The sequence below is a fragment of the Dactylosporangium sp. NBC_01737 genome, from assembly GCF_035963215.1.
Taxonomy (GTDB): domain Bacteria; phylum Actinomycetota; class Actinomycetes; order Mycobacteriales; family Micromonosporaceae; genus Dactylosporangium.
Genome location: NZ_CP109153.1, coordinates 551,363 through 569,808, shown reverse-complemented (window position 1 = coordinate 569,808; position 18,446 = coordinate 551,363). Strand labels below are relative to the sequence as shown.

Annotated in this window: 16 protein-coding genes and 1 pseudogene; 13 read left to right on the top strand and 4 right to left on the bottom strand. The window is 73.8% G+C overall.

The features are described 5' to 3' along the window. Positions 1–91: 91 nt before the first annotated feature. The 3 genes from mshB to OHA72_RS02580 all read left to right on the top strand — a co-directional run bounded on the left by mshB (position 92) and on the right by OHA72_RS02580 (position 2,193). The gene (gene mshB / locus OHA72_RS02590) at positions 92–940 is read left to right on the top strand and encodes an N-acetyl-1-D-myo-inositol-2-amino-2-deoxy-alpha-D-glucopyranoside deacetylase (protein ID WP_327011426.1); all 849 of its coding nucleotides are present in this window, start codon (positions 92–94) and stop codon (positions 938–940) included. Then, entirely contained in the window at positions 937–1,662 is a 726-nt protein-coding gene (locus OHA72_RS02585) for a hypothetical protein (RefSeq protein WP_327006257.1), read from the top strand. Before mshB ends, OHA72_RS02585 begins: the two co-directional genes overlap by 4 nt. A 66-nt stretch (positions 1,663–1,728) precedes the next feature. Beyond that, the gene (locus OHA72_RS02580; protein ID WP_327006256.1) at positions 1,729–2,193 is read left to right on the top strand and encodes a hypothetical protein; all 465 of its coding nucleotides are present in this window, start codon (positions 1,729–1,731) and stop codon (positions 2,191–2,193) included. Here OHA72_RS02580 and OHA72_RS02575 read toward each other — a convergent pair. Beyond that, positions 2,190–3,185 carry a GNAT family N-acetyltransferase gene (locus OHA72_RS02575; RefSeq protein WP_442788493.1) on the bottom strand — a complete coding sequence of 332 codons (996 nt, stop codon included), beginning with the start codon at positions 3,183–3,185 and terminating at the stop codon, positions 2,190–2,192. The genes OHA72_RS02580 and OHA72_RS02575 overlap by 4 nt on opposite strands. A gap of 106 nt (positions 3,186–3,291) precedes the next feature. On the opposite strand from OHA72_RS02575, the gene fdxA reads away from it, so the two are divergent. Both fdxA and dapC read left to right on the top strand, forming a co-directional pair. Next, the gene (fdxA, locus tag OHA72_RS02570; protein WP_239136063.1) at positions 3,292–3,618 is read left to right on the top strand and encodes a ferredoxin; all 327 of its coding nucleotides are present in this window, start codon (positions 3,292–3,294) and stop codon (positions 3,616–3,618) included. Further along, on the top strand, positions 3,615–4,727 hold the full coding sequence (gene dapC / locus OHA72_RS02565) for a succinyldiaminopimelate transaminase (protein ID WP_327011424.1): 1,113 nt from the start codon (positions 3,615–3,617) through the stop codon (positions 4,725–4,727). The genes fdxA and dapC overlap by 4 nt, the downstream gene beginning before the upstream one ends. Positions 4,728–4,769: 42 nt before the next feature. Here the strand turns inward: dapC and dapD are convergent, their stop codons facing one another. Beyond that, positions 4,770–5,708, bottom strand: a complete 939-nt coding sequence (dapD, locus tag OHA72_RS02560; RefSeq protein ID WP_327006255.1) for a 2,3,4,5-tetrahydropyridine-2,6-dicarboxylate N-succinyltransferase — start codon at positions 5,706–5,708, stop codon at positions 4,770–4,772. A 34-nt stretch (positions 5,709–5,742) separates the two neighbouring features. On the opposite strand from dapD, the gene dapE reads away from it, so the two are divergent. Then, positions 5,743–6,810 (top strand): succinyl-diaminopimelate desuccinylase, encoded by a 1,068-nt coding sequence (dapE, locus tag OHA72_RS02555; RefSeq protein ID WP_327006254.1) that lies wholly within the window; start codon positions 5,743–5,745, stop codon positions 6,808–6,810. A gap of 6 nt (positions 6,811–6,816) precedes the next feature. On the opposite strand, the gene OHA72_RS02550 is transcribed toward dapE, so the two are convergent. Beyond that, positions 6,817–6,951, bottom strand: a complete 135-nt coding sequence (locus tag OHA72_RS02550) for a hypothetical protein (protein WP_327006253.1) — start codon at positions 6,949–6,951, stop codon at positions 6,817–6,819. Positions 6,952–7,062: 111 nt separating this feature from the next. After that, entirely contained in the window at positions 7,063–7,860 is a 798-nt protein-coding gene (locus OHA72_RS02545; RefSeq protein ID WP_327006252.1) for a DUF3152 domain-containing protein, read from the bottom strand. A 39-nt stretch (positions 7,861–7,899) separates the two neighbouring features. Here OHA72_RS02545 and OHA72_RS02540 point away from each other — a divergent pair, with 39 nt between their 5' ends. The 7 genes and pseudogenes from OHA72_RS02540 (at position 7,900) to OHA72_RS02510 (ending at position 18,424) form a co-directional block, all read left to right on the top strand. Further along, complete coding sequence (locus tag OHA72_RS02540) at positions 7,900–8,694, top strand: LOG family protein (protein ID WP_327006251.1); 795 nt, start codon at positions 7,900–7,902, stop codon at positions 8,692–8,694. Then, on the top strand, positions 8,694–9,260 hold the full coding sequence (locus tag OHA72_RS02535) for an LOG family protein (protein WP_327006250.1): 567 nt from the start codon (positions 8,694–8,696) through the stop codon (positions 9,258–9,260). The genes OHA72_RS02540 and OHA72_RS02535 overlap by 1 nt, the downstream gene beginning before the upstream one ends. A gap of 51 nt (positions 9,261–9,311) precedes the next feature. Then, a pseudogene (locus OHA72_RS02530) lies at positions 9,312–12,429 on the top strand (ATP-dependent helicase). Continuing rightward, on the top strand, positions 12,426–15,839 hold the full coding sequence (locus OHA72_RS02525) for an ATP-dependent helicase (RefSeq protein WP_327006249.1): 3,414 nt from the start codon (positions 12,426–12,428) through the stop codon (positions 15,837–15,839). Before OHA72_RS02530 ends, OHA72_RS02525 begins: the two are co-directional and overlap by 4 nt. Before the next feature lie 111 nt (positions 15,840–15,950). After that, the gene (locus tag OHA72_RS02520) at positions 15,951–16,112 is read left to right on the top strand and encodes a hypothetical protein (protein WP_327006248.1); all 162 of its coding nucleotides are present in this window, start codon (positions 15,951–15,953) and stop codon (positions 16,110–16,112) included. A 45-nt stretch (positions 16,113–16,157) separates the two neighbouring features. After that, entirely contained in the window at positions 16,158–17,132 is a 975-nt protein-coding gene (locus OHA72_RS02515) for a hypothetical protein (RefSeq protein WP_327006247.1), read from the top strand. A 116-nt stretch (positions 17,133–17,248) separates the two neighbouring features. Beyond that, positions 17,249–18,424 (top strand): S8 family serine peptidase, encoded by a 1,176-nt coding sequence (locus tag OHA72_RS02510; RefSeq protein ID WP_327006246.1) that lies wholly within the window; start codon positions 17,249–17,251, stop codon positions 18,422–18,424. The last annotated feature ends 22 nt before the right edge of the window (positions 18,425–18,446 follow it).

Sequence of the window (18,446 nt, the reverse complement as noted above, 5' to 3'; positions counted from 1 at the left end):
CGCGGGGGAAGTGTCATACGCACGTCGTAGAGTTGGCGCTGTGAGTGCTCGGAGCATCCTTTTCGTCCACGCGCACCCCGACGACGAGTCGATGGGGACCGGCGCGACGATGGCCCATTATGCGGCCGTCGGCGCGCACGTGACCCTGGTCACGTGCACCCTCGGCGAGGAGGGCGAGATCCACCGGCCCGAGCTCGCCGGGCTCGCCGCGGGCGCCGCCGACCAGCTCGGCGGCTACCGCATCGCGGAGCTGGAGGAGGCGTGCCGCCGCCTCGGCGTCACCGACCACCGGTTCCTCGGCGGCGCGGGGCGCTACCGCGACTCCGGGATGATGGACACCCCGCCCAACGAGCACCCCCGCGCCTTCTGGGGCGCCGACCTGGACGTCGCCGCGGCCGAGCTGCTCGACGTGATCCGCGAGGTCCGCCCGCAGGTCGCGGTCACCTATGACCCCAACGGCTTCTACGGTCACCCCGACCACATCCAGGCGCACCGGGTGCTGATGCGGGCGGTCGAGCTGGCCGACGCCGAGAGGATCGCGCCGGCGAAGGTCTATTGGACCGCGGTGCCGCGCAGTGTCCTGGAGGCGGGCATGGCGGAGTTCCGCGACTCGTCCGACAACCCGTTCGCCGACGTGGAGAAGCCCGAGGACCTGCCGTTCGGCACCCCGGACCACGAGATCGCGGCGCGGCTGGACGGGCACGAGTTCGCCGAGGAGAAGACCGCCGCACTGCGTGCCCACGCCACGCAGATCCCGCCGTCGTCGTGGCTGTTCGCGATCGCGGGCAACTTCGGCGCCGAGTTCATGGGCGTGGAGTATTACCAGCTCGCCCGCGGGGTCAAGGGGCCCGGCGTGGGTCCGCACGGCTGGGAGGAGGACCTCTTCGCCGGCCTCGACGTCGAAGCGGTCGTCCCGCAGCTGGAGACCGCGGCATCGTGACGAAGCGCAAGGCAGGGACCGCGGCGCGGACCGGGCAGCCGCCGGTGGAGGCCGCGGACGGCGCCGCGGTGGTGGATCAGTCTGAGAGCTTGCCGCCGGCCGTGGCCGACGTGCCCTCGGCCGGGTTCGCCGGCGGATCGGCGGACGCCGGGCCTGACGCGGGGCCTGACGCGGTGACGGTTGACGGTGCCGATCCCCACGCGCCCGACGGTGGGTTCACCGTGCCTGGAGTGGCGGCCGACGCGGGTAGGTCGCACCGGCCCGGCGGCCCGCTCGACATCACGATCACGATCGGTGGGCTGGTCGTCGCCGTCCTCCTGGCGGTCGTCCTGGCCGTCTTCGAGGCGTTCCTCGCCCCGCTGCACGTCTCCGACTTCGGGCTGTCCGGCCCCGGCAAGGGCAACATGCGGGTTCCCCTCTCGCTGATCCTGGCGCTGGTGACCAACCCGCTGCTCGGCTGGTTCGCGTTCACGACGACCGGACGGCGGTTCGCGGCGCTGCTGCCCGCCGGCGCCTGGTGCGTCGTGTGGATCCTCGCCGCCGGCCGCACCACCGAAGGTGACCTGCTCATCACCGACGACAACTGGGTCGGGCTGCTGACCCTGTTCACCGGTCCGCTCGCTTTCGCCATCGGCATCTATGTGTCCGCGCTGCGCCACCGGACCGCCGCCACAGCGAACTCCAAGGCAACTCCTCTTGCGCCACGGAGCGTGGACAGGTAGACACGTTCCCGCACCGTCCGTGACCCTGGGCGGCGCGCGACGGACGAGCACCAGCGGAGGCGTGGCATGAAGGAGCGGTGGCTGCCGGTCGGCCTCGTCGCGGGGGCACTCTTCCTCGTCAACATCGTGGCCCGGCTCGTCGTGCGGTTCGCCGCCGACGGTGACGACGACAAGCAGATCACGATCGGCCTGTGGGCGCTGTTCGCGGTCGGCGCGGTGATGATCCCCGTCGCGTTCTGGTATGGGCGACGCCACCCGATGCTCCGCGTCGTGGCCGACCTCGGCATCGCCGTCGTCGCCGCGTGCGTCCTCGCGGTGCTGGTCGGCCCGTTCGTGTCGGGCGCGACCCCGTTCGGCAACGGGGTGGGCCTGGTCTTCCGCCAGTTCTTCTACTTCGTCGGCCTGTCCGCGATCGGCGCGGTCCTGGGCGTTCTCGCGCTGATGACGTTCGGGCTGGACTACCGGTCGCAGTCCTGGAAGCGGTACATCGACCGGACCAGCACCAAGCCCCGCCGCGTCGTGCGCCGCTAGCCGGCGGCCAGGTATCGCGTCTGGTAGACGTGGTGCGTGGTGAAGCCGAGCTTCTCGTAGAGGGCGACGGCTCCCGTGTTGCGCTGCTCGACCTGCAGGTACGCGTCGGTGGCGCCCGCCTCGGCGCCCCACGCGACGAGCGTCGCGATGACCCGCTGGGCGAGCCCCCGGCGCCGGGCGTGCTCCTCGGTGCCGATCAGCGCCAGCCCCAGCCAGCGGCCCTCGGGGTCGGCGATACAGCCCCGGCCGGTCGCCAGCAACGCCCCGCCCGCGTCGTGCGCACCGCCGGCGTCGCGATGGGTGGCGAAGCGTGGGTCGGCTTCGCGGAGGGTGGCGAAGCGCACCTGGGGCACGCCGGTGAGGACGCCGAGCGCGGACTCGGGCAGCGGGCCCTTCCGGCCGGCGACCGCGGTCAGCCACTGCGCCGACGGCGCGGTGGCGAGGGTGACCCGCTCGTCCACGGCGGCGGCCAGGTCGGCCAGCCGGGCCGTCATGAGCAGCGTCAGCGGCATCGCCGTCCAGCCGCGGCGCTCCAGCTCGGCGTCGACGCGCTGGAAGAGCGGCAGCGGCACGCTCATCGCCGGCAGCAGGCCGCGCTCCTGGTACCAGCGCGTGACCGCGTCGACGGCGGCGGGGAGCGGCAGGTCCGGGTCGCCGACCGCCAGCGCGGAGTTGCCCCGCATGGTCCAGCCGTCGGTGGCGCGCAGGAGCCAGTCGCCGAGCTGGTCGCGTTCCCCGGCGGGCCAGCCGGCCGCCGCGGCCACCTCGAGCGCCTCGGTCGGGGTCAGGCGGCGCCGGTCCGGCACCTCCTTGGCCCGGTGGATCTCAGCGGTTGGAACGCGGACGGCGCCGTTTCGGGTACGCACTGTGAGATGTGTCTCGGTAGACTCGACAAGGTGGCCCAGAATGTCCGAGTAGACGGGCCGATCGCCGCGATGTCCCACGATGCGGCGCACCACGACCCGACTTCCCACGTGCAGTGGACCGAGCACGCTGCACCTCCAGTCGGACGGGATACTAGGCTCGTACCGCCGCGGTAGGGATGCGGCGGGGTTCGCCAACCACGTTGGCAGCCTCAGGCGCGAAAGAGGGCGACCCGTGACATACATCATCGCCGAACCTTGCGTGGACCTGCTCGACAAGGCGTGCATCGAGGAGTGCCCTGTCGACTGCATCTACGAGGGCAACCGCATGCTCTACATCCACCCGGATGAGTGCGTCGACTGTGGTGCCTGCGAGCCGGTGTGCCCGGTCGAAGCGATCTTCTACGAGGACGACGTCCCGGAGAAGTGGAAGGACTTCGTCGGCGCCAACTACACGTTCTTCGACGAGCTGGGCTCGCCCGGTGGCGCCTCGAAGGTCGGCAAGGTCGAGAAGGACGCGACGTTCGTCGCGGGCCTGCCGCCGCAGGAGCACGACCACTGACCGGCACCGTCCCGCCCGGAGCCCGGCGTGCGCTCGCTGCCGGGCTCCCGGATTTCCCGTGGGACCGGCTGGAGCCGGCCAAAGCCAGGGCTGCCGGCCACCCCGGCGGCCTCGTCGACCTGTCGATCGGCACGCCCGTCGACCCGGTGCCCGCGGCGATCCGTGCTGCCCTCTCGGCGGCGTCGGACTCGCCCGGCTATCCGCTGACGGCGGGCACGCCCGAGCTGCGGGCCGCGATCCGCGCCTGGGTGACCCGCTGGTGCGCGCCCGCGGGCGACGGCTTCGGGGTGCTGCCCACGATCGGCTCGAAGGAGCTGGTCGCGTGGCTGCCGACGCTGCTCGGGCTCGGTCCCGGTGACACCGTGGTCATCCCGCCGGTCTGCTACCCGACGTATGAGGTCGGCGTGCAGCTCAGCGGCGCGACCGTGGTCCGCTCCGACTCGCTGACGTCGCTCGGCCCGGCCCGGGTCCGCCTGGTGTGGGTCAACTCGCCGTCCAACCCGACGGGTCGCGTGCTGCCCCCCGCCCACCTGCGCAAGGTCGTCGACTGGGCCCGCGAGCGCGGCGCGGTCGTGGCCAGCGACGAGTGCTACCTGCCGCTGCCGTGGGAGGCCGAGCCGGTCTCGATCCTGTCGGTCTGCGACGGCCGCTTCGACAACGTGCTCGCGGTGCACTCGCTGTCGAAGCGTTCCAACCTGGCCGGATACCGCGCCGGGTTCGTCGCCGGCGACCCGGCACTGGTCGACGAGCTGCTCGCCGTGCGCAAGCACGCCGGCATGATCGTCCCCGCCCCGGTCCAGGCCGCGATGGTGGCCGCGCTCGGCGACGAGGACCACGTGCAGGAGCAGCGCGACCGGTATGCATCCCGCAGGGCGATCCTGCGTGAGGCGTTCGAGGGCGCGGGCTTCACCGTCGAGCACTCCGAGGCCGGCCTGTATCTGTGGCTGACCCGCGGCGAGGACTCCTGGGACACGGTCGCCTGGCTCGCCGAGCGTGGCATCCTGACCGCCCCCGGCGCGTTCTACGGCCCCGACGGCCACCGGCACGTCAGGGCAGCCCTGACCGCGACGGACGGACGCATCACCGAAGCCGCCAAACGCCTGAGCTGAGCGGGCGGCGGGTGCAAGCCCGCCGCCCGAAGGCCAGGAACCTCAGTTGGCGTGCAGCGCGGCGTTGAGCTCGATGCCGCGGCCCGCCCGCTCGCGGACCTCCAGGCGGCCGGAGACCGAGTTGCGGATGAACAGCAGGTTGGGCACGCCGGACAGCTCGCGGGCCTTGACCACGGTGCCGTCGGGCAGGGTGAGCTTCGAGCCCGCCGTGATGTAGCAGCCCGCCTCCACGACGCAGTCGTCGCCGAGCGAGATGCCGATGCCCGCGTTGGCGCCCAGCAGGCAGCGCTCGCCGAGGCGGATGATCTCCTTGCCGCCGCCCGAGAGGGTGCCCATGATCGAGGAGCCGCCGCCGACGTCGGTGCCGTCGCCGACGACCACGCCCGCGGAGATGCGCCCCTCGACCATCGAGGTGCCGAGGGTGCCGGCGTTGAAGTTCACGAAGCCCTCGTGCATGACGGTCGTGCCGGGTGCCAGGTGGGCGCCGAGCCGGACCCGGTCGGCGTCGGCGATGCGGACACCGGACGGGGTGACGTAGTCGACCATCCGCGGGAACTTGTCGATGCCGAAGACGTTGAGCCGCCGCCCGGCGAGGCGCTCGGCGAGGCGCAGCTCGTCGACCTGCTCCGGCAGGCACGGGCCGGCCGACGTCCACGCGACGTTGGCCAGCAGGCCGAACTGCCCGTCCAGGTTGGCCTGGTGCGGCTGGATCAGCCGGTGGGAGAGCAGGTGCAGCCGCAGATACGCGTCGGCGGTGGAGGCCGGGGCGTCGCCGAGCGAGCCGATCACGACCCGGACCACCTCGACGGACAGCGAGGGAAGCGGCCCGGCGGTGGGAAGCTCGACAACGGGCGGCAGGTCCGGCAGCGCGCCGAGGCCGAGCTGACCGGCGGGGAACCAGGTGTCCAGCACCTGCCCGGATCCGGTCACGGTGGCCAGGCCAAGTCCCCAGGCGGGGGAGTCGATGTAGGCGGTCGTCACGTGGTCGAACGCTACCGCATCTAGGGTATGGGGCATGCTTTCCCGTGACGTGCTCGCCGACCCCGTCGCCCTGACCCGCGCCCTCGTCGACATCGAGTCGGTGTCCGGCAACGAGGCGGACATCGCCGACCAGGTGCAGCACGCGCTGAGCGACACGGCGCTGAAGGTGGAGCGCTTCGGGCACACGATCGTCGCGCGCACCGAGCTGGGCCGCGCGGAGCGGGTCGTGCTCGCCGGGCACCTGGACACGGTGCCGCTCAACGACAACTGGCCGTCGCGGACCGAGGGCAACCTGCTGCACGGCTGCGGCACGTCGGACATGAAGGCGGGCACGGCGATCGCGCTGCACCTGGCCGTCACCGAGGCCGAGCCGCGGCACGACGTCACCTACGTCTTCTACGAATGCGAGGAGGTCGACTCGGCGCGCAACGGGCTGAAGATCCTCGCCGACAGCCGGCCGGGGCTGCTGACGGACGCGTCGTTCGCGTTGCTGCTGGAGCCGACGCACGGCCTCGTCGAGGCCGGCTGCCAGGGCACCCTGCGGGTCCTCGCCCGCACCAGCGGCAGGCGGGCGCACTCGGCACGCTCGTGGCTCGGCGACAACGCGATCCACAAGGCCGCCCCTGTGCTGCAGCGGCTGCTGGCGTACGAGCCGCGCACGGTCATCATCGACGGGTGTGAGTTCCGTGAGGGGCTCAACGCGGTCAGGGTGAGCGGCGGCGTCGCCGGCAACGTCATCCCCGACGAGTGCGTGGTCGAGGTCAACTTCAGGTTCGCGCCGGACCGCTCGGAGGAGCAGGCCGCGGCGCACGTGCGGGACGTGCTCGCGGGCTTCGATCTGGAGGTCGTCGACTCGGCGCCGGGTGCGCTGCCGGGCCTGGACGCGCCGCCCGCCAGGGAGTTCCTCGCCGCGATCGGCCGGCCGCCGCGCGCGAAGCTCGGCTGGACCGACGTCGCCAGGTTCGCCACCCTCGGCGTCCCGGCGCTCAACTACGGCCCCGGCGACCCGAACCTCGCGCACAAGCAGGACGAGCACGTCGAGATCGACAAGATCGTCGAGGGTGCCGACGTGGTCCGGCGCTGGCTCACCGCGAGGCCGTAACTTCCGTCAGCGGTCGCACGTTGACGACTCCGGGGGCTCGACCTGCGGGTCCATCGCGGCCAGCATGCGGCGCACCGCGAGGACCTCACGGATCCGCCGGTTCATCTGCCGCTTGCGACGATCGTGATCCGCACGTGTCATACCGGTCACCCCCTACACCTTGCCGTCCGGTATATCGGGTACGACGCGATGACACCGGCAAACGTTGCCGTCTGCACCTGATTTCTCACCGAAGCGCGACGTTCGGCCTAATCACCGCGGGGCGGGCGGGCCGGTCACGTAGGTGCGCCCGTCCGGATACGGCCACGGGTTGCGCGCGCACCCCTCCAGGCCGAACGTCTGCCGCGCCATGACCGGCGCCGGGGCGCCCTTGCGGGGGCAGACCACGTGACCGTTGCCGAGGAAGTGCCCGACCTCGTGGTTGACGACCATGTCGCGGTAGTCGGCCAGCTGCGGGTACCACGCGACGCCGAGCTGCCATCGCTTCAGGTTGATGATCACGTCCCGCCCGCCGCGGCAGGAGACCTCGCCGCGGGTGCGCACGCCCCGCTTCGCGCACATCGTGTCGGTCGTGCCCGGGGTCGCCAGGTGCACCGTCAGCTCGCTCTGCTGCCCGGCGGGCACCCGCTGGAAGGAGACCCGCCCGCCCGCGATCCAGCTTCTCGGGTCCGCCAGGGTCCGGTGTACGGCCACCGCGAACTCCTCCGCGTCGACCCCCGATCCCTGCTCGGCCGCGACGGTGTACCGCACCAGGCGCCCGGCGGTGCCGGCCCGCTCGCCGCCGGTGCCGCTGTAGGTGAACTGCCCGTTGCCGCGGGCCGGGACCGCGGTGACCGCCGGCGAGGTCGGCACCGGCGACGGGAACAACGACGGCGAAGGTGACGGCGACGGGGAGGCCGAGGCCGGCGGGGAGGGCGACGGCGTGCCGGACGGGGGTGCCGCCTGCGAGCTGCTCGTCGCGGTGGGGGCGCCCGAGCCGAGCCAGACCCCGGCAGCGCCGGTGGCGAAGAGCGCCGCCAGCGCGGCCACCAGCCCCCAGCGCCGCCCCATCGCTGCATTGCATCATGAGATCCACGTACCGTGGGGGCCATGACCGAGGGTAGGACCAGCCAGCCCCCCGAGCGGCACCGCGGGCCGGTGACGCTGCGCCGCGACTCGATTCCGCTGAGTACCGCAGACCAGCGGCTCCTCGACTCGCACCTGCGCAGCGAGTGGAAGACGAAGGACGCCTGGCGGGCGCTGCGGATCCTGAGCGAGTTCGTCGAGGGCTTCGACACCCTCGCCGACCTGCCGCCGTCCGTGAGCGTCTTCGGCTCGGCGCGCAGCAAGGCCGACAGCCCCGAGTGGAAGCTCGGCGAGGACCTCGGCGGGGCGCTCGCGCGGGCCGGCTACGCGGTCATCACCGGCGGCGGTCCCGGGGTCATGGAGGCGGCCAACAAGGGCGCCGCGGAGGCCGGCGGGCTGTCGGTCGGGCTCGGTATCGAGCTGCCGTTCGAGCAGGGCCTCAACGAGTGGGTCGAGCTCGGCATCGACTTCCGGTACTTCTTCGCCCGCAAGACGATGTTCGTCAAGTACGCGCAGGCGTTCGTGGTGCTGCCCGGCGGCTTCGGCACCCTGGACGAGCTGTTCGAGGCGGTGACCCTGGTGCAGACCAAGAAGGTCACCCGCTTCCCGGTGGTGCTGATGGGCACCGCGTACTGGCGGGGCCTGGTCGACTGGATCCGCGACACCATGCAGGCCGACGGCAAGATCGGCCCCGAGGACCTCAGCCTGCTGTTCCTCACCGACGACGTCGACGAGGCGGTCCGGCACATCATCGAGGCCGGCGCGGAAGACCTCGAGGCCGCCTCCGCCCGCCGCACCGCCCGCGGGGCGAGCGGCTGATGGCGTCGATCGGCGTGTTCTGCGCCTCCTCACAGCGGCTCGACCGGCGCTGGCTCGACCTCGCGCACGACCTGGGGCTCGAGATCGGCCGCCGCGGCCACGAGCTGGTCTCCGGCGGCGGCTGCGTCGGCATGATGGGCGCCGTCGCCGACGGCACCCGCGACGGCGGTGGCCGCACGTACGGCGTGATCCCGCAGCTGCTGGTCGACCTGGAGGTCGCCGACACCAAGTCCGACGAGCTCGTCGTCACCGACGGCATGGCCTCGCGCAAGACCCTGATGATCGAGAGGGCGGACGCGTTCGTGGTCCTGCCCGGCGGGCTCGGCACCCTCGACGAGCTGTTCGAGGTGTGGACCACGGCCACGCTCGACCTGCACCGCAAGCCGGTGCTGCTGTTCGACGCGGACGGCTTCTACGCCGGGCTGCTCGACTGGCTGCGCGGCCTCGCCGCCCAGGAGTTCGTCCGCCCGTCGGCGATCTCGATGCTGCTGGTGTCCCGCGACGTGGCGGAGTCACTCGACCTGCTGGAAGCGAGCCTCCTCGGAGGAACTGTCGGACGGTCGTGATTGCATAGCGGCGTGACCGCGACCGCTTCCCCCCGCCGCACGTATCGCTTGGTGCGGCGGCCGGGCCCCGCGGCGGTCCCGATCGACACGGACCCGTGGCAGCGGCTCGTCGTGGAGCACCGCTCGGGGCCTCTGCTCGTCGTCGGCGGACCCGGCACCGGCAAGACGACCACGCTGGTCGAGGCGGTCGCCGCGCGGGTCGCCGATGGGGTCGACCCGGAGCGGATCCTGGTCCTGACGTTCGGCCGGCGTGGCGCGGTGCGGTTGCGCGACCGCATCGAGGCCCGGCTGGGCCGCGCGGCTGCGCACCTTCCACGGCTATGCGTTCGGCCTGCTGCGCCGCGCCGCCGTCGAGCGCGGCGAGGCGTCGCCCCGGCTGCTCACGGGGCCCGAGCAGGACCTCGTCATCCGCGAGCTGCTGCAGGGTTCGCAGGCGCCGTGGCCGGAGGCGCTGCGCGGCGCGCTCGGCACCCGGGCGTTCGCGACCGAGCTGCGCGACCTGCTGCTGCGGGCCGTGGAGCGGGGCGTCGGCCCGCAGGGCCTGGCCCGGCTCGCGGTCGTGCACCAGCGACCCGACTGGGCCGCGGCGGCCCGGTTCTTCGAGGAGTATCTGCAGGTCCTTGCGCTGCGCGACGCCACCAGCCGGGGTGCGGTCGCCTATGACTACGCCGAGCTGGTGCGGGCCGCCGCCGGGCTGCTGGTCGACGAGCCCGACGTCCTGGCCGCGGAGCGGCGCCGGATCGAGTGCGTCTACCTCGACGAGCTGCCCGACACCGACCCCGCCCAGATCGAGCTGCTGGACCTGATCGCCGGGTCGGGATCGCACCTCGTCGCGTTCGCCGACCCGGACTCCTCGACGTTCGCGTTCCGCGGCGCCGACCCCGGCATCGTCGGCGACTTCCCCGACCGGTTCCGCACCGTCGGCGGACGCCCCGCGCCGCAGGTGATCCTGCCGCACTCGCGCCGACTCGGCGAGGGGCTGCTCGCGCCGACCCGCCGGGTCGCCGCACGGCTGCGCGGCCCCGCGCGGCACCGGCTGCTGGAGCCGCAGCACCCCGGCGGCACCGTGGAGACCGCGACGTTCGGCTCCGAGACCACCGAGGCGGCGTTCCTGGCGCACCGGCTGCGCGAGGCGCACCTGCTGCGCGGCGTGCCGTGGTCCCGGATGGCGGTCGTGGTGCGCTCCACCGCCCGGCAGCTGGCCCCGCTGCAGCGGGCGCTGCACTCGGCGGGCGTGCCGACCGTGACCGAGGCAGAGGACCTGCCGCTGCATCTCCAGCCGGCGATCGCGCCGCTGCTGCTGCTCCTGCGCTGCGCCCTCGACGACGCCCGCCTCGACGAGGACGCCGCGATCGCGCTGCTGCACTCCCCGCTCGGCGGCGCCGACCCCCTCGCGGAGCGGCGCCTCCGGCAGGGCCTGCGGGCCCTGGCGCTCGCGGCCGGGGACCGCCGCCCGTCCGGGACGCTGCTCCTGCAGGCGCTGCGCCGCCCCGCCGAGCTGGCCACGGTCGAGCGCCGGTGGGCGGCGCCGGCCCGCACCGTCGGGCAGCTGCTGCAGGCCGTCCGCGACGCCGCGGCCCGGCCCGGCGCCACCGCCGAGGAGGTGCTGTGGGCCGCCTGGCAGGGCAGCGGACTGGCCGAGCGGTGGACGGCGCTGAGCACCCGGGGCGGTCACCGCGGCGCCGCCGCCGACCGCGACCTGGACGCGGTCGTGTCGCTGTTCGACGCGGCGGCCCGCTTCACCGACCGGCTCCCCGGCGCCGGCACCGCCGTCTTCCTCGACCACGTCGAGGGCCAGGATCTGCCCGCCGACTCCCTCGCCCCGTCCGCCGACCGCGGCGAGGCGGTCCGCATCCTGACCGCGCACGCCGCCAAGGGCCTGGAGTGGGACGTCGTCGCCGTCGCCGGCGTGCAGGAGGGCGTCTGGCCCGACCTGCGGCTGCGCGGCAGCGTGCTGGGCTCGGAGCTGCTCGTCGAGGTCCTCGCCGGTCGCACCATGGAGACGATCGGCCGGCTGTCGGCGCTGCTGGACGAGGAGCGCCGCCTCTTCTACGTCGCCGTCAGCAGGGCCCGCGAGCAGGTCCTCGTCACCGCGGTCGCCTCCGGCGACGGCGAGGAGCAGCCGAGCCGGTTCCTGCTGGAGCTGAGCAACGCCGACCCCGACCCGGACTCGGGCGCCGAGCTCGACGGCGCCGTCGTGTTCGAGCCGCCCCGCGCGCTGACCCTGCCGACACTGGTCGCCGAGCTGCGGGTCGCGCTCATCGACCCCGACGCCACCGACCGGCGCCGCACCGCGGCCGCCGCGATCCTCGCCCGGCTCGCCGCCGCCGGCGTGCCCGGCGCCGACCCGGACAGCTGGTGGGGGCTGCCGCCGCTGTCGGACGACCGCCCCCTCGTCGACCCCGGCGAGGCGGTGACCGTGACCCCGTCCACGGTCGAGAGCGTCGACCGGTGCAGCCTGCGCTGGCTCCTGGAGCGGCACGGCGGGCAGCTGACCCCGTCGCCGGAGCAGTCCATCGGCAACCTCGTGCACGCCGCGGCGATGCTCGCCTCCGACGCGACCGCCGACCGGGCCCAGCTCGTCGCCTACGTCGCCGACCGGTTCGACGCGATCGAGCTGTCCGCGCGGTGGCTGGCCGGCCGCGAGCGGGACCGGGCCGAGACCATGCTGGACAAGCTCATCGGCTGGCTCGCCGGCAACCCCCGCCGGCTCGTCGCGATCGAGCAGGACTTCCTCGTGGAGCTCGCCGACCCCGAGGCCCCCGTCGAGATCAAGGGCCGCGTCGACCGGCTCGAGCTCGACGAGCAGGGCCGGCTCGTCGTCGTGGACCTCAAGACCGGCAAGTCCATCCCCGCCAACGCCAACCTGGCCGAGCACCCGCAGCTGGCGGCCTACCAGGCGGCGATCGAGCTCGGCGCGTTCGACGAGTCGACGGTCTCCGGCGGAGCGTCGCTGGTGCAGCTCGGCGGCGAGACCACCTCCGCCCGCGAGCAGGTCCAGCCGCCGCTCGGCGAGGCCGGCGACCCCAACTGGGCGCAGGCCCTGGTGAAGAAGACCGCCAAGACGATGGCGGCCTCGACGTTCAACGCCGTCGTCAACAACAAGTGCCGGGTCTGCCCGGTCAAGACCTCCTGCCCGGTGTCGGGCAAGGGGCGGCACGTCACATGACCGTGCGATACACCCCGGTCGAGCTGGCCCAGCTGCTCCGGCAGGCGGCACCGACCCACCAGCAGGCCGACGTCATCGCCGCCCCCGTCGAGCCGCTGCTCGTGGTGGCCGGCGCCGGGTCCGGCAAGACCGAGACGATGGCGGCCAGGGTGGTCTGGCTCGTCGCCAACGGGCACGCCCGGCCGGAGCAGATCCTCGGCCTCACCTTCACCCGCAAGGCCGCCGGCGAGCTGTCGCACCGCATCCGGCAGCGGCTCGGGCAGTTGGTCCGCCGGCTCGGCCGGGACGACCTGATCGCGGGCGAGCCGACGGTGGCCACCTACCACTCCTATGCCGCCCGGGTCGTCCGCGAGCACGGTGTGCGGGCCGGCTTCGAACCCTCCACCCGGCTGCTCACCGAGGCAGCGTGCTGGCAGCTCGCCGACGCCGTCGTCCGCGGCTACGACGGCGACATGACGGCCGTGTCGTCGGCGCCGTCGACCGTCGTCGACGCGGTCCTGCACCTCGCCGGTGACCTCGCCGAGCACCTGCGCGCGCCCGAGGACGTCGCCGCGTGGACCGGCCGGTTCTTCGCCGAGGTGAGCGCCAAGACCGGCAAGATGGCCAAGCCGGTGCGTGACCTGCTGTCCCGCCAGCAGGCCAGGCTGCAGTTGTTGCCGCTGATCCGCCAGTACCAGGAGAAGAAGGCGCTGCTGGAGGCGATGGACTTCGGCGATCAGCTGTCCCGGGCGGCCCGCGTGGCGCTCGCGCATCCCGAGGTGGGCGTGGTCGAGCGGGACCGCTTCCGGGTGGTGCTGCTGGACGAGTACCAGGACACCAGCCACGCCCAGGTGGTGCTGCTGCGGTCGCTGTTCGGCGGCGGGCACCCCGTGACCGCCGTCGGCGACCCGTGCCAGTCCATCTACGGCTGGCGCGGCGCGTCCGCCGGGACCCTCGAACGGTTCCCCACCGAGTTCCCGACCGTGGCGGGTGTGCCCGCCGCCGAGCTGACCCTCACCACCAGCTGGCGCAACCGCCCCGAGATCCTCGACGTCGCCAACACCATCTCCGCGCCGCTGCGCGCGCACGGCGCCCGCGTCGCCGAGCTCGCCCCCGCCGATGTCCTCGCCGAGCCGGCGTCCACCGCGACCATCCACTGTGCACTGCTGGACACGTACGCCGACGAGGCCGCCTGGATCGCCGACCGGATCGTCGCGTCGTGGCGGCTCGCGGCGAAGGCGGCACCGGAGACGTTCCCGCTCGACATCCCCGTCGACGACCGGCCCACGACCGCGGTCCTCGTGCGCACCCGCGCCCAGATCCCCGCCCTGGAGAACGCGCTGCGCTCCCGCGGCCTGCCGGTCGAGGTCGTCGGCCTGGGCGGCCTGCTGGACACGCCCGAGGTCCGTGACGTCGTCAGCGTCCTGCGGGTCCTCGCCGATCCGGCCGAGGGCGCGGCGCTGCTGCGCATCCTGACCGGCCCGCGGTGGCGGATCGGGCCGCGTGACCTGGTCGCCCTCTATCGCCGGGCCCGCTCCCTCGCCGCTGCCCGCCGGGCCGGCCCGCAGGACGACGAGCCCGCCCTCGCCGACCGGCTCGACGAGGCCGTTCTGGTCGAGGCCCTCGACGACCTCGGCGACCCGGCGGCGTACTCGGAGCCCGGCTTCGCCCGTTTCGCCGCGCTCGGCACGGAGCTGCGCCGGCTGCGGTGGCGCCTGGACCAGCCGCTGCCGGACCTGGTCGCCGACATCGAACGGGCCACCGGCCTGGACGTCGAGGTCGCCGCCCGCCCCGGCGACGCCGGCCTGGCCCGGGGGCATCTCGACGCGTTCAGCAACATCGCGGCCCGCTTCGCCACCGAGTCCGAGGGCGCGACCCTCGGCGCCTTCCTGGCGTTCCTCGCCGCCGCGGAGAACGAGGAGCGCGGCCTCGCACCGGGTGAGGTCGAGGTCGTCTCGGGCGCGGTGCAGATCCTCACCGCGCACGCCGCCAAGGGCCTCGAATGGGACGTGGTGTCGGTCGCCGGCCTCTGCGTCGACATGTTCCCCGGCGCGAGCAACGCCGGCGATCACTGGCTGCGCGGCCTCGGGGTCCTGCCCTTCCCGTTGCGCGGCGACAGCGACGGCCTGCCGGTCCTGGACCTCTCCGCCGCCGCCGACGTCAAGGGCGTGGTCCGGCGGCTGGAGGTCTTCACCGACGACTGGCGCGCCCACGACGTGCGTGAGGAGCGGCGGCTGGCGTACGTCGCGGTCACCCGCCCCCGCCGGCTGCTGCTGGCCAGCGGGTACTGGTGGGGCGACGGCGTCAAGCGCGCCCGCGGCCCGTCGGTCTTCCTGGAGGAGATCCGCGACCGCTGCGCGTCCGGCGCCGGCGTGGTCGACGCGTGGGCCGACGCGCCCGCCCACGACGCGCAGAACCCGACGGCGGAGAACGTGCCGAGTGCGAGCTGGCCCGCCGACCCGCTCGGCTCGCGCCGCCCGCTGCTGGAGTCCGCCGCCGCGATGGTCCGCGCTGCCGCCGCCGCCCTCGCGCCGCCGACCGCCCCCCTCGACGAACTGGCCGCCCTGGACGAACTGGCCGCCCCGGATGAGCTGCCCGTCCCGGATGAGCTGCCCGTCCCGGATGAGCCGGCCGTTCTGGATGAGCCGGCGGCACCGTCCGCGCCGGTCGGGGCCGGGGTGCCGGGCGTGGCCGGCGCGCGGATCGAGTGGCCCGACGAGGTGCTGCAGGACGGCTCCGGGCGGCGGTGGGCCGCCGAGGCCGACCTGCTCCTCGCCGAGCGGGCCCGCCTCACCCCGCAGCTCAACGCCCCGGTCGAGGTCGCGCTGCCGGGGCACCTGTCGGTGTCGCAGCTGGTCGCGTTGCGCCGCGACCCGCAGCGGCTGGCGCGGTCGCTGCGCAGGCCGCTGCCGTCGCGCCCGGATCCGTACGCCCGCCGCGGGACCGCGTTCCACCACTGGCTGGAGCAGCGGTTCAAGGCCGAGCGCCTGATCGACCTCGACGAGCTGCCCGGCGCCGCCGACGAGGGCGCCGCACCCGACGAGGCCCTGGCCGACCTGCAGGCACGGTTCCTCGCGGGGGAGTGGGCCGACCGGGTGCCCCTGGACGTCGAGGTGCCGTTCGCGTCCGTCGTCGCCGGAGTGGTGGTGCGTGGCCGGATGGACGCCGTGTATGCGTACCCTGACGGCCGGTTCGACGTCGTGGACTGGAAGACCGGCGCCCGGCCCGCCGGCACCGACGCCGTTGCCGCCGCGGTGCAGCTCGCCGCGTACCGGCTGGCCTGGTCGGAACTGCGAGGCGTGCCGCTGGAGCGGGTCGGTGCGGCGTTCTTCTACGTGCGCGACGGCGTCACCGTCCGCCCGGCCGACCTGCTTGACCAGGACGGTCTCCTGGCACTGATCGCCACGCTGCCCGGCGCGGCGACCGTCTGATCAACAGCAAGGTCGCGTCAAGCTTCCGACACCTCGCTGTCCACGGAACCACGCCGTCCCCGAAGCTGTCCAAAGGGCATGCGGACGGGCATGCGAGGGGAAGTGCGCAGGATGCAGACATCGCCGACGCGCGAGGTCGCGCTGGTGGTCGGGGTGGCGACCGCAGGGGTGCTGACCGCGGCCCTGATCGTCATCGGCCCGGTGGCCGCCGCCGACGCCCCGAGGTATCCGCAGGTCACCGACGTCCGCACGCCGGTCCAGCCGCAGCCGTAGCGGTTTTTGGCAGACTGGCTCCGGGCTGCGACACTTGCTCCTGAGATGACCGAGCAGCATTCACCGTGGGCTCAGCCGGACACGCAGGTCGTGCTGGCGCCCGTCGGGCCGGCGCCGACCATTCAGCGCACGGCCGAGCCGCCGCGCGCCGCGCCCGGCTACAGGTCGGGCAGGGTCTCCGGGATCGGTGTGCCGCCGATCGTGCCGCCGCCGTCCTGGCCGTCCGGTGGCGGTGGTGGCGGCGAGGATGACGACGACCCGGTCAAGCGCAACAAACGGATCCTGAAGCTGCTCAGCGGTGGTGCCGTCGCGGTCGTCGCGATCGGCCTGATCGTCATCCTCGTGTCACTGATGACCGGCAACGCCACGACGCCCGGCGGCCTGTTCGACCGCAGGGCGGAGGGCCCGAGCGACACCCGCCCCGAGCTGGCCCGCCGCTGCCCGCCACCGACCATCCCGCCCGAGCTTCCCCCCGGCGGCGCGGAGGTGCCGGCCGGCCCGCGGACCACCGACCCGGAGGCCGGGATCTCCTACAAGGAGTACGGCGACCCCTGGCAGCCGTGGGACGCCGCCTGGGTCGACCTGGGTGAGCTGAAGGTCACCTACCGCATCGGCCAGCACTTCATCACCGAGCCGAACTACAGCGGCAACAGCGACTACCACGCAACGATCCTGTCCGGCCACGTCCCGGCCGCGGTCAACGACGGCATGGTGCTGGACCTCAAGTGCGTCGGCGACCAGATAGCCGCCGACGTGCGGATCAGCTTCTACCCCAAGAGCAACCAGCTCGAGCAGATCTCCGCCAAGGACCTCACCCTCGGCGGCCGCCCGGCCCGCCTGCTCAAGTTCCGCCTGCACTTCTCCCAGCCCGGCCTGAAGGCGAAGAGCGAACTGGTGTCGATCGCCCTGATCGACCTCGGCAAACCCGAGGCCGCCATCCTGTACGTGTCGATCCCCGACACCCACCGCCAGTTCGACTACATCGCCGACGAGGCCCCCGAGTCCGTCCGCCCCCTGTAACGGAACACGGCGGCCAGATGAACGGTGGGACCCCCTGGCCGTCCGGCGGCGGAAGCCGCCCGAAGCTGGGAACAGCCTGACTGGCGTCGCTTGCGTCGATCCGTCACGCTAGCGCGATGAAAAAGGCCGCACTGGTTGTCGGAGTCGTGCTCGCGCTCGTCCCGGTGAGCCCGGCGTTCGCGGACGGCATCCGTGACGATCAGTGGCACCTGCAGTACCTGCGGGTGAGCGAAGCCAACGACAAGACCCGCGGCGAGGGTGTCACCGTCGCGATCGTCGACAACGGCGTGGACCGCAACCACATCGACCTGACCGCCAGCGTGCTCCCGGCGATCTACACCAACGGCGCGCTCACCGCGCCGGGTGACCCCGACGGTCACGGCACCGCGCTCGCCGGGCTCATCGCCGGTCAGGGGCACGGCGCCAACCGGCAGCACGGCGTGCTGGGCATCGCGCCGGGCGCGGACATCCTGCCGGTGGTCCTCGGCAGCCCGGCCACGCCCGACCCGACCGGCGCGCGCACCGTCACCCCCGACCAACTGGCCGAGGGCATCGAGCTGGCGGTCGTGCGCGGTGCGAAGATCATCGTGGTGGGTTACTCGGTGGGTGGCAGCGAGCGGCTCGCGCAGGCGGTGCGGGAGGCGCAGGCGGCGGACGCGATCATCGTCGCCGCCGACGGCAACCGCGCCGGGGAGGCGTTCGAGCCCTACCCCGCGGCGTACGACGGGGTCCTGGCGGCCGTCCCGCTGTCGCGCACCGGGGACGTGCTCGTCACCTCCGACAGCGGCCGCCGGCTCGGGTTCGGGGTGCCCGGCGAGGAGATCATGACCACCAACACCGGCGGCGGGTACCGCGTCGATGCCGGCAGCGCGGCGGCCGGTGAGCTCGCGGCGGTCGTGGCGCTGGTGCGCGCGGCGTACCCGAAGCTGCCCGCCGACGAGATCGTCAACCGGCTGTCGGTCACCGCCGTGGACGCCGGCGCGAAGGGCGTCGACCCGGAGTTCGGCGTCGGTCGCGTCGACCTGGTGCCGGCGCTGACCAGGGTGATCCCCCTCGCCCACCCGCCGACGCCGTCGGCCGTGCCGTCACCCTCCGCCGCCGCGTCGGCGACGGCCGCGCCCCCGGCCGCCGGGCCGGTCGTGGCCCGGTCGCGGGGCCGGCTGGGGTGGGTGCTGAGCCTGCCGCTGATCGCGTTCATCGGCGTGCTGCTGTGGTACGCGCTGCGTGCCGAACACCGCCTCCGCCGATCCGAGTCGACGGTCGCCTCGGGCGAACAGCGCGCGACGGGATAGATTCGGTGGGTGCCTCGTCGTA

Bases quoted from the DNA above. Each gene is read 5' to 3' on its own strand.
- mshB (WP_327011426.1), top strand. From the start codon at position 92: ATGGGGACCGGCGCGACGATGGCCCATTATGCGGCCGTCGGCGCGCAC.
- OHA72_RS02580 (WP_327006256.1), top strand. From the start codon at position 1,729: ATGAAGGAGCGGTGGCTGCCGGTCGGCCTCGTCGCGGGGGCACTCTTC.
- dapE (WP_327006254.1), top strand. From the start codon at position 5,743: ATGCTTTCCCGTGACGTGCTCGCCGACCCCGTCGCCCTGACCCGCGCC.
- OHA72_RS02550 (WP_327006253.1), bottom strand. From the start codon at position 6,951: ATGACACGTGCGGATCACGATCGTCGCAAGCGGCAGATGAACCGGCGG.
- OHA72_RS02545 (WP_327006252.1), bottom strand. From the start codon at position 7,860: ATGGGGCGGCGCTGGGGGCTGGTGGCCGCGCTGGCGGCGCTCTTCGCC.
- OHA72_RS02540 (WP_327006251.1), top strand. From the start codon at position 7,900: ATGACCGAGGGTAGGACCAGCCAGCCCCCCGAGCGGCACCGCGGGCCG.
- OHA72_RS02535 (WP_327006250.1), top strand. From the start codon at position 8,694: ATGGCGTCGATCGGCGTGTTCTGCGCCTCCTCACAGCGGCTCGACCGG.
- OHA72_RS02525 (WP_327006249.1), top strand. From the start codon at position 12,426: ATGACCGTGCGATACACCCCGGTCGAGCTGGCCCAGCTGCTCCGGCAG.
- OHA72_RS02520 (WP_327006248.1), top strand. From the start codon at position 15,951: ATGCAGACATCGCCGACGCGCGAGGTCGCGCTGGTGGTCGGGGTGGCG.
- OHA72_RS02515 (WP_327006247.1), top strand. From the start codon at position 16,158: ATGACCGAGCAGCATTCACCGTGGGCTCAGCCGGACACGCAGGTCGTG.
- OHA72_RS02510 (WP_327006246.1), top strand. From the start codon at position 17,249: ATGAAAAAGGCCGCACTGGTTGTCGGAGTCGTGCTCGCGCTCGTCCCG.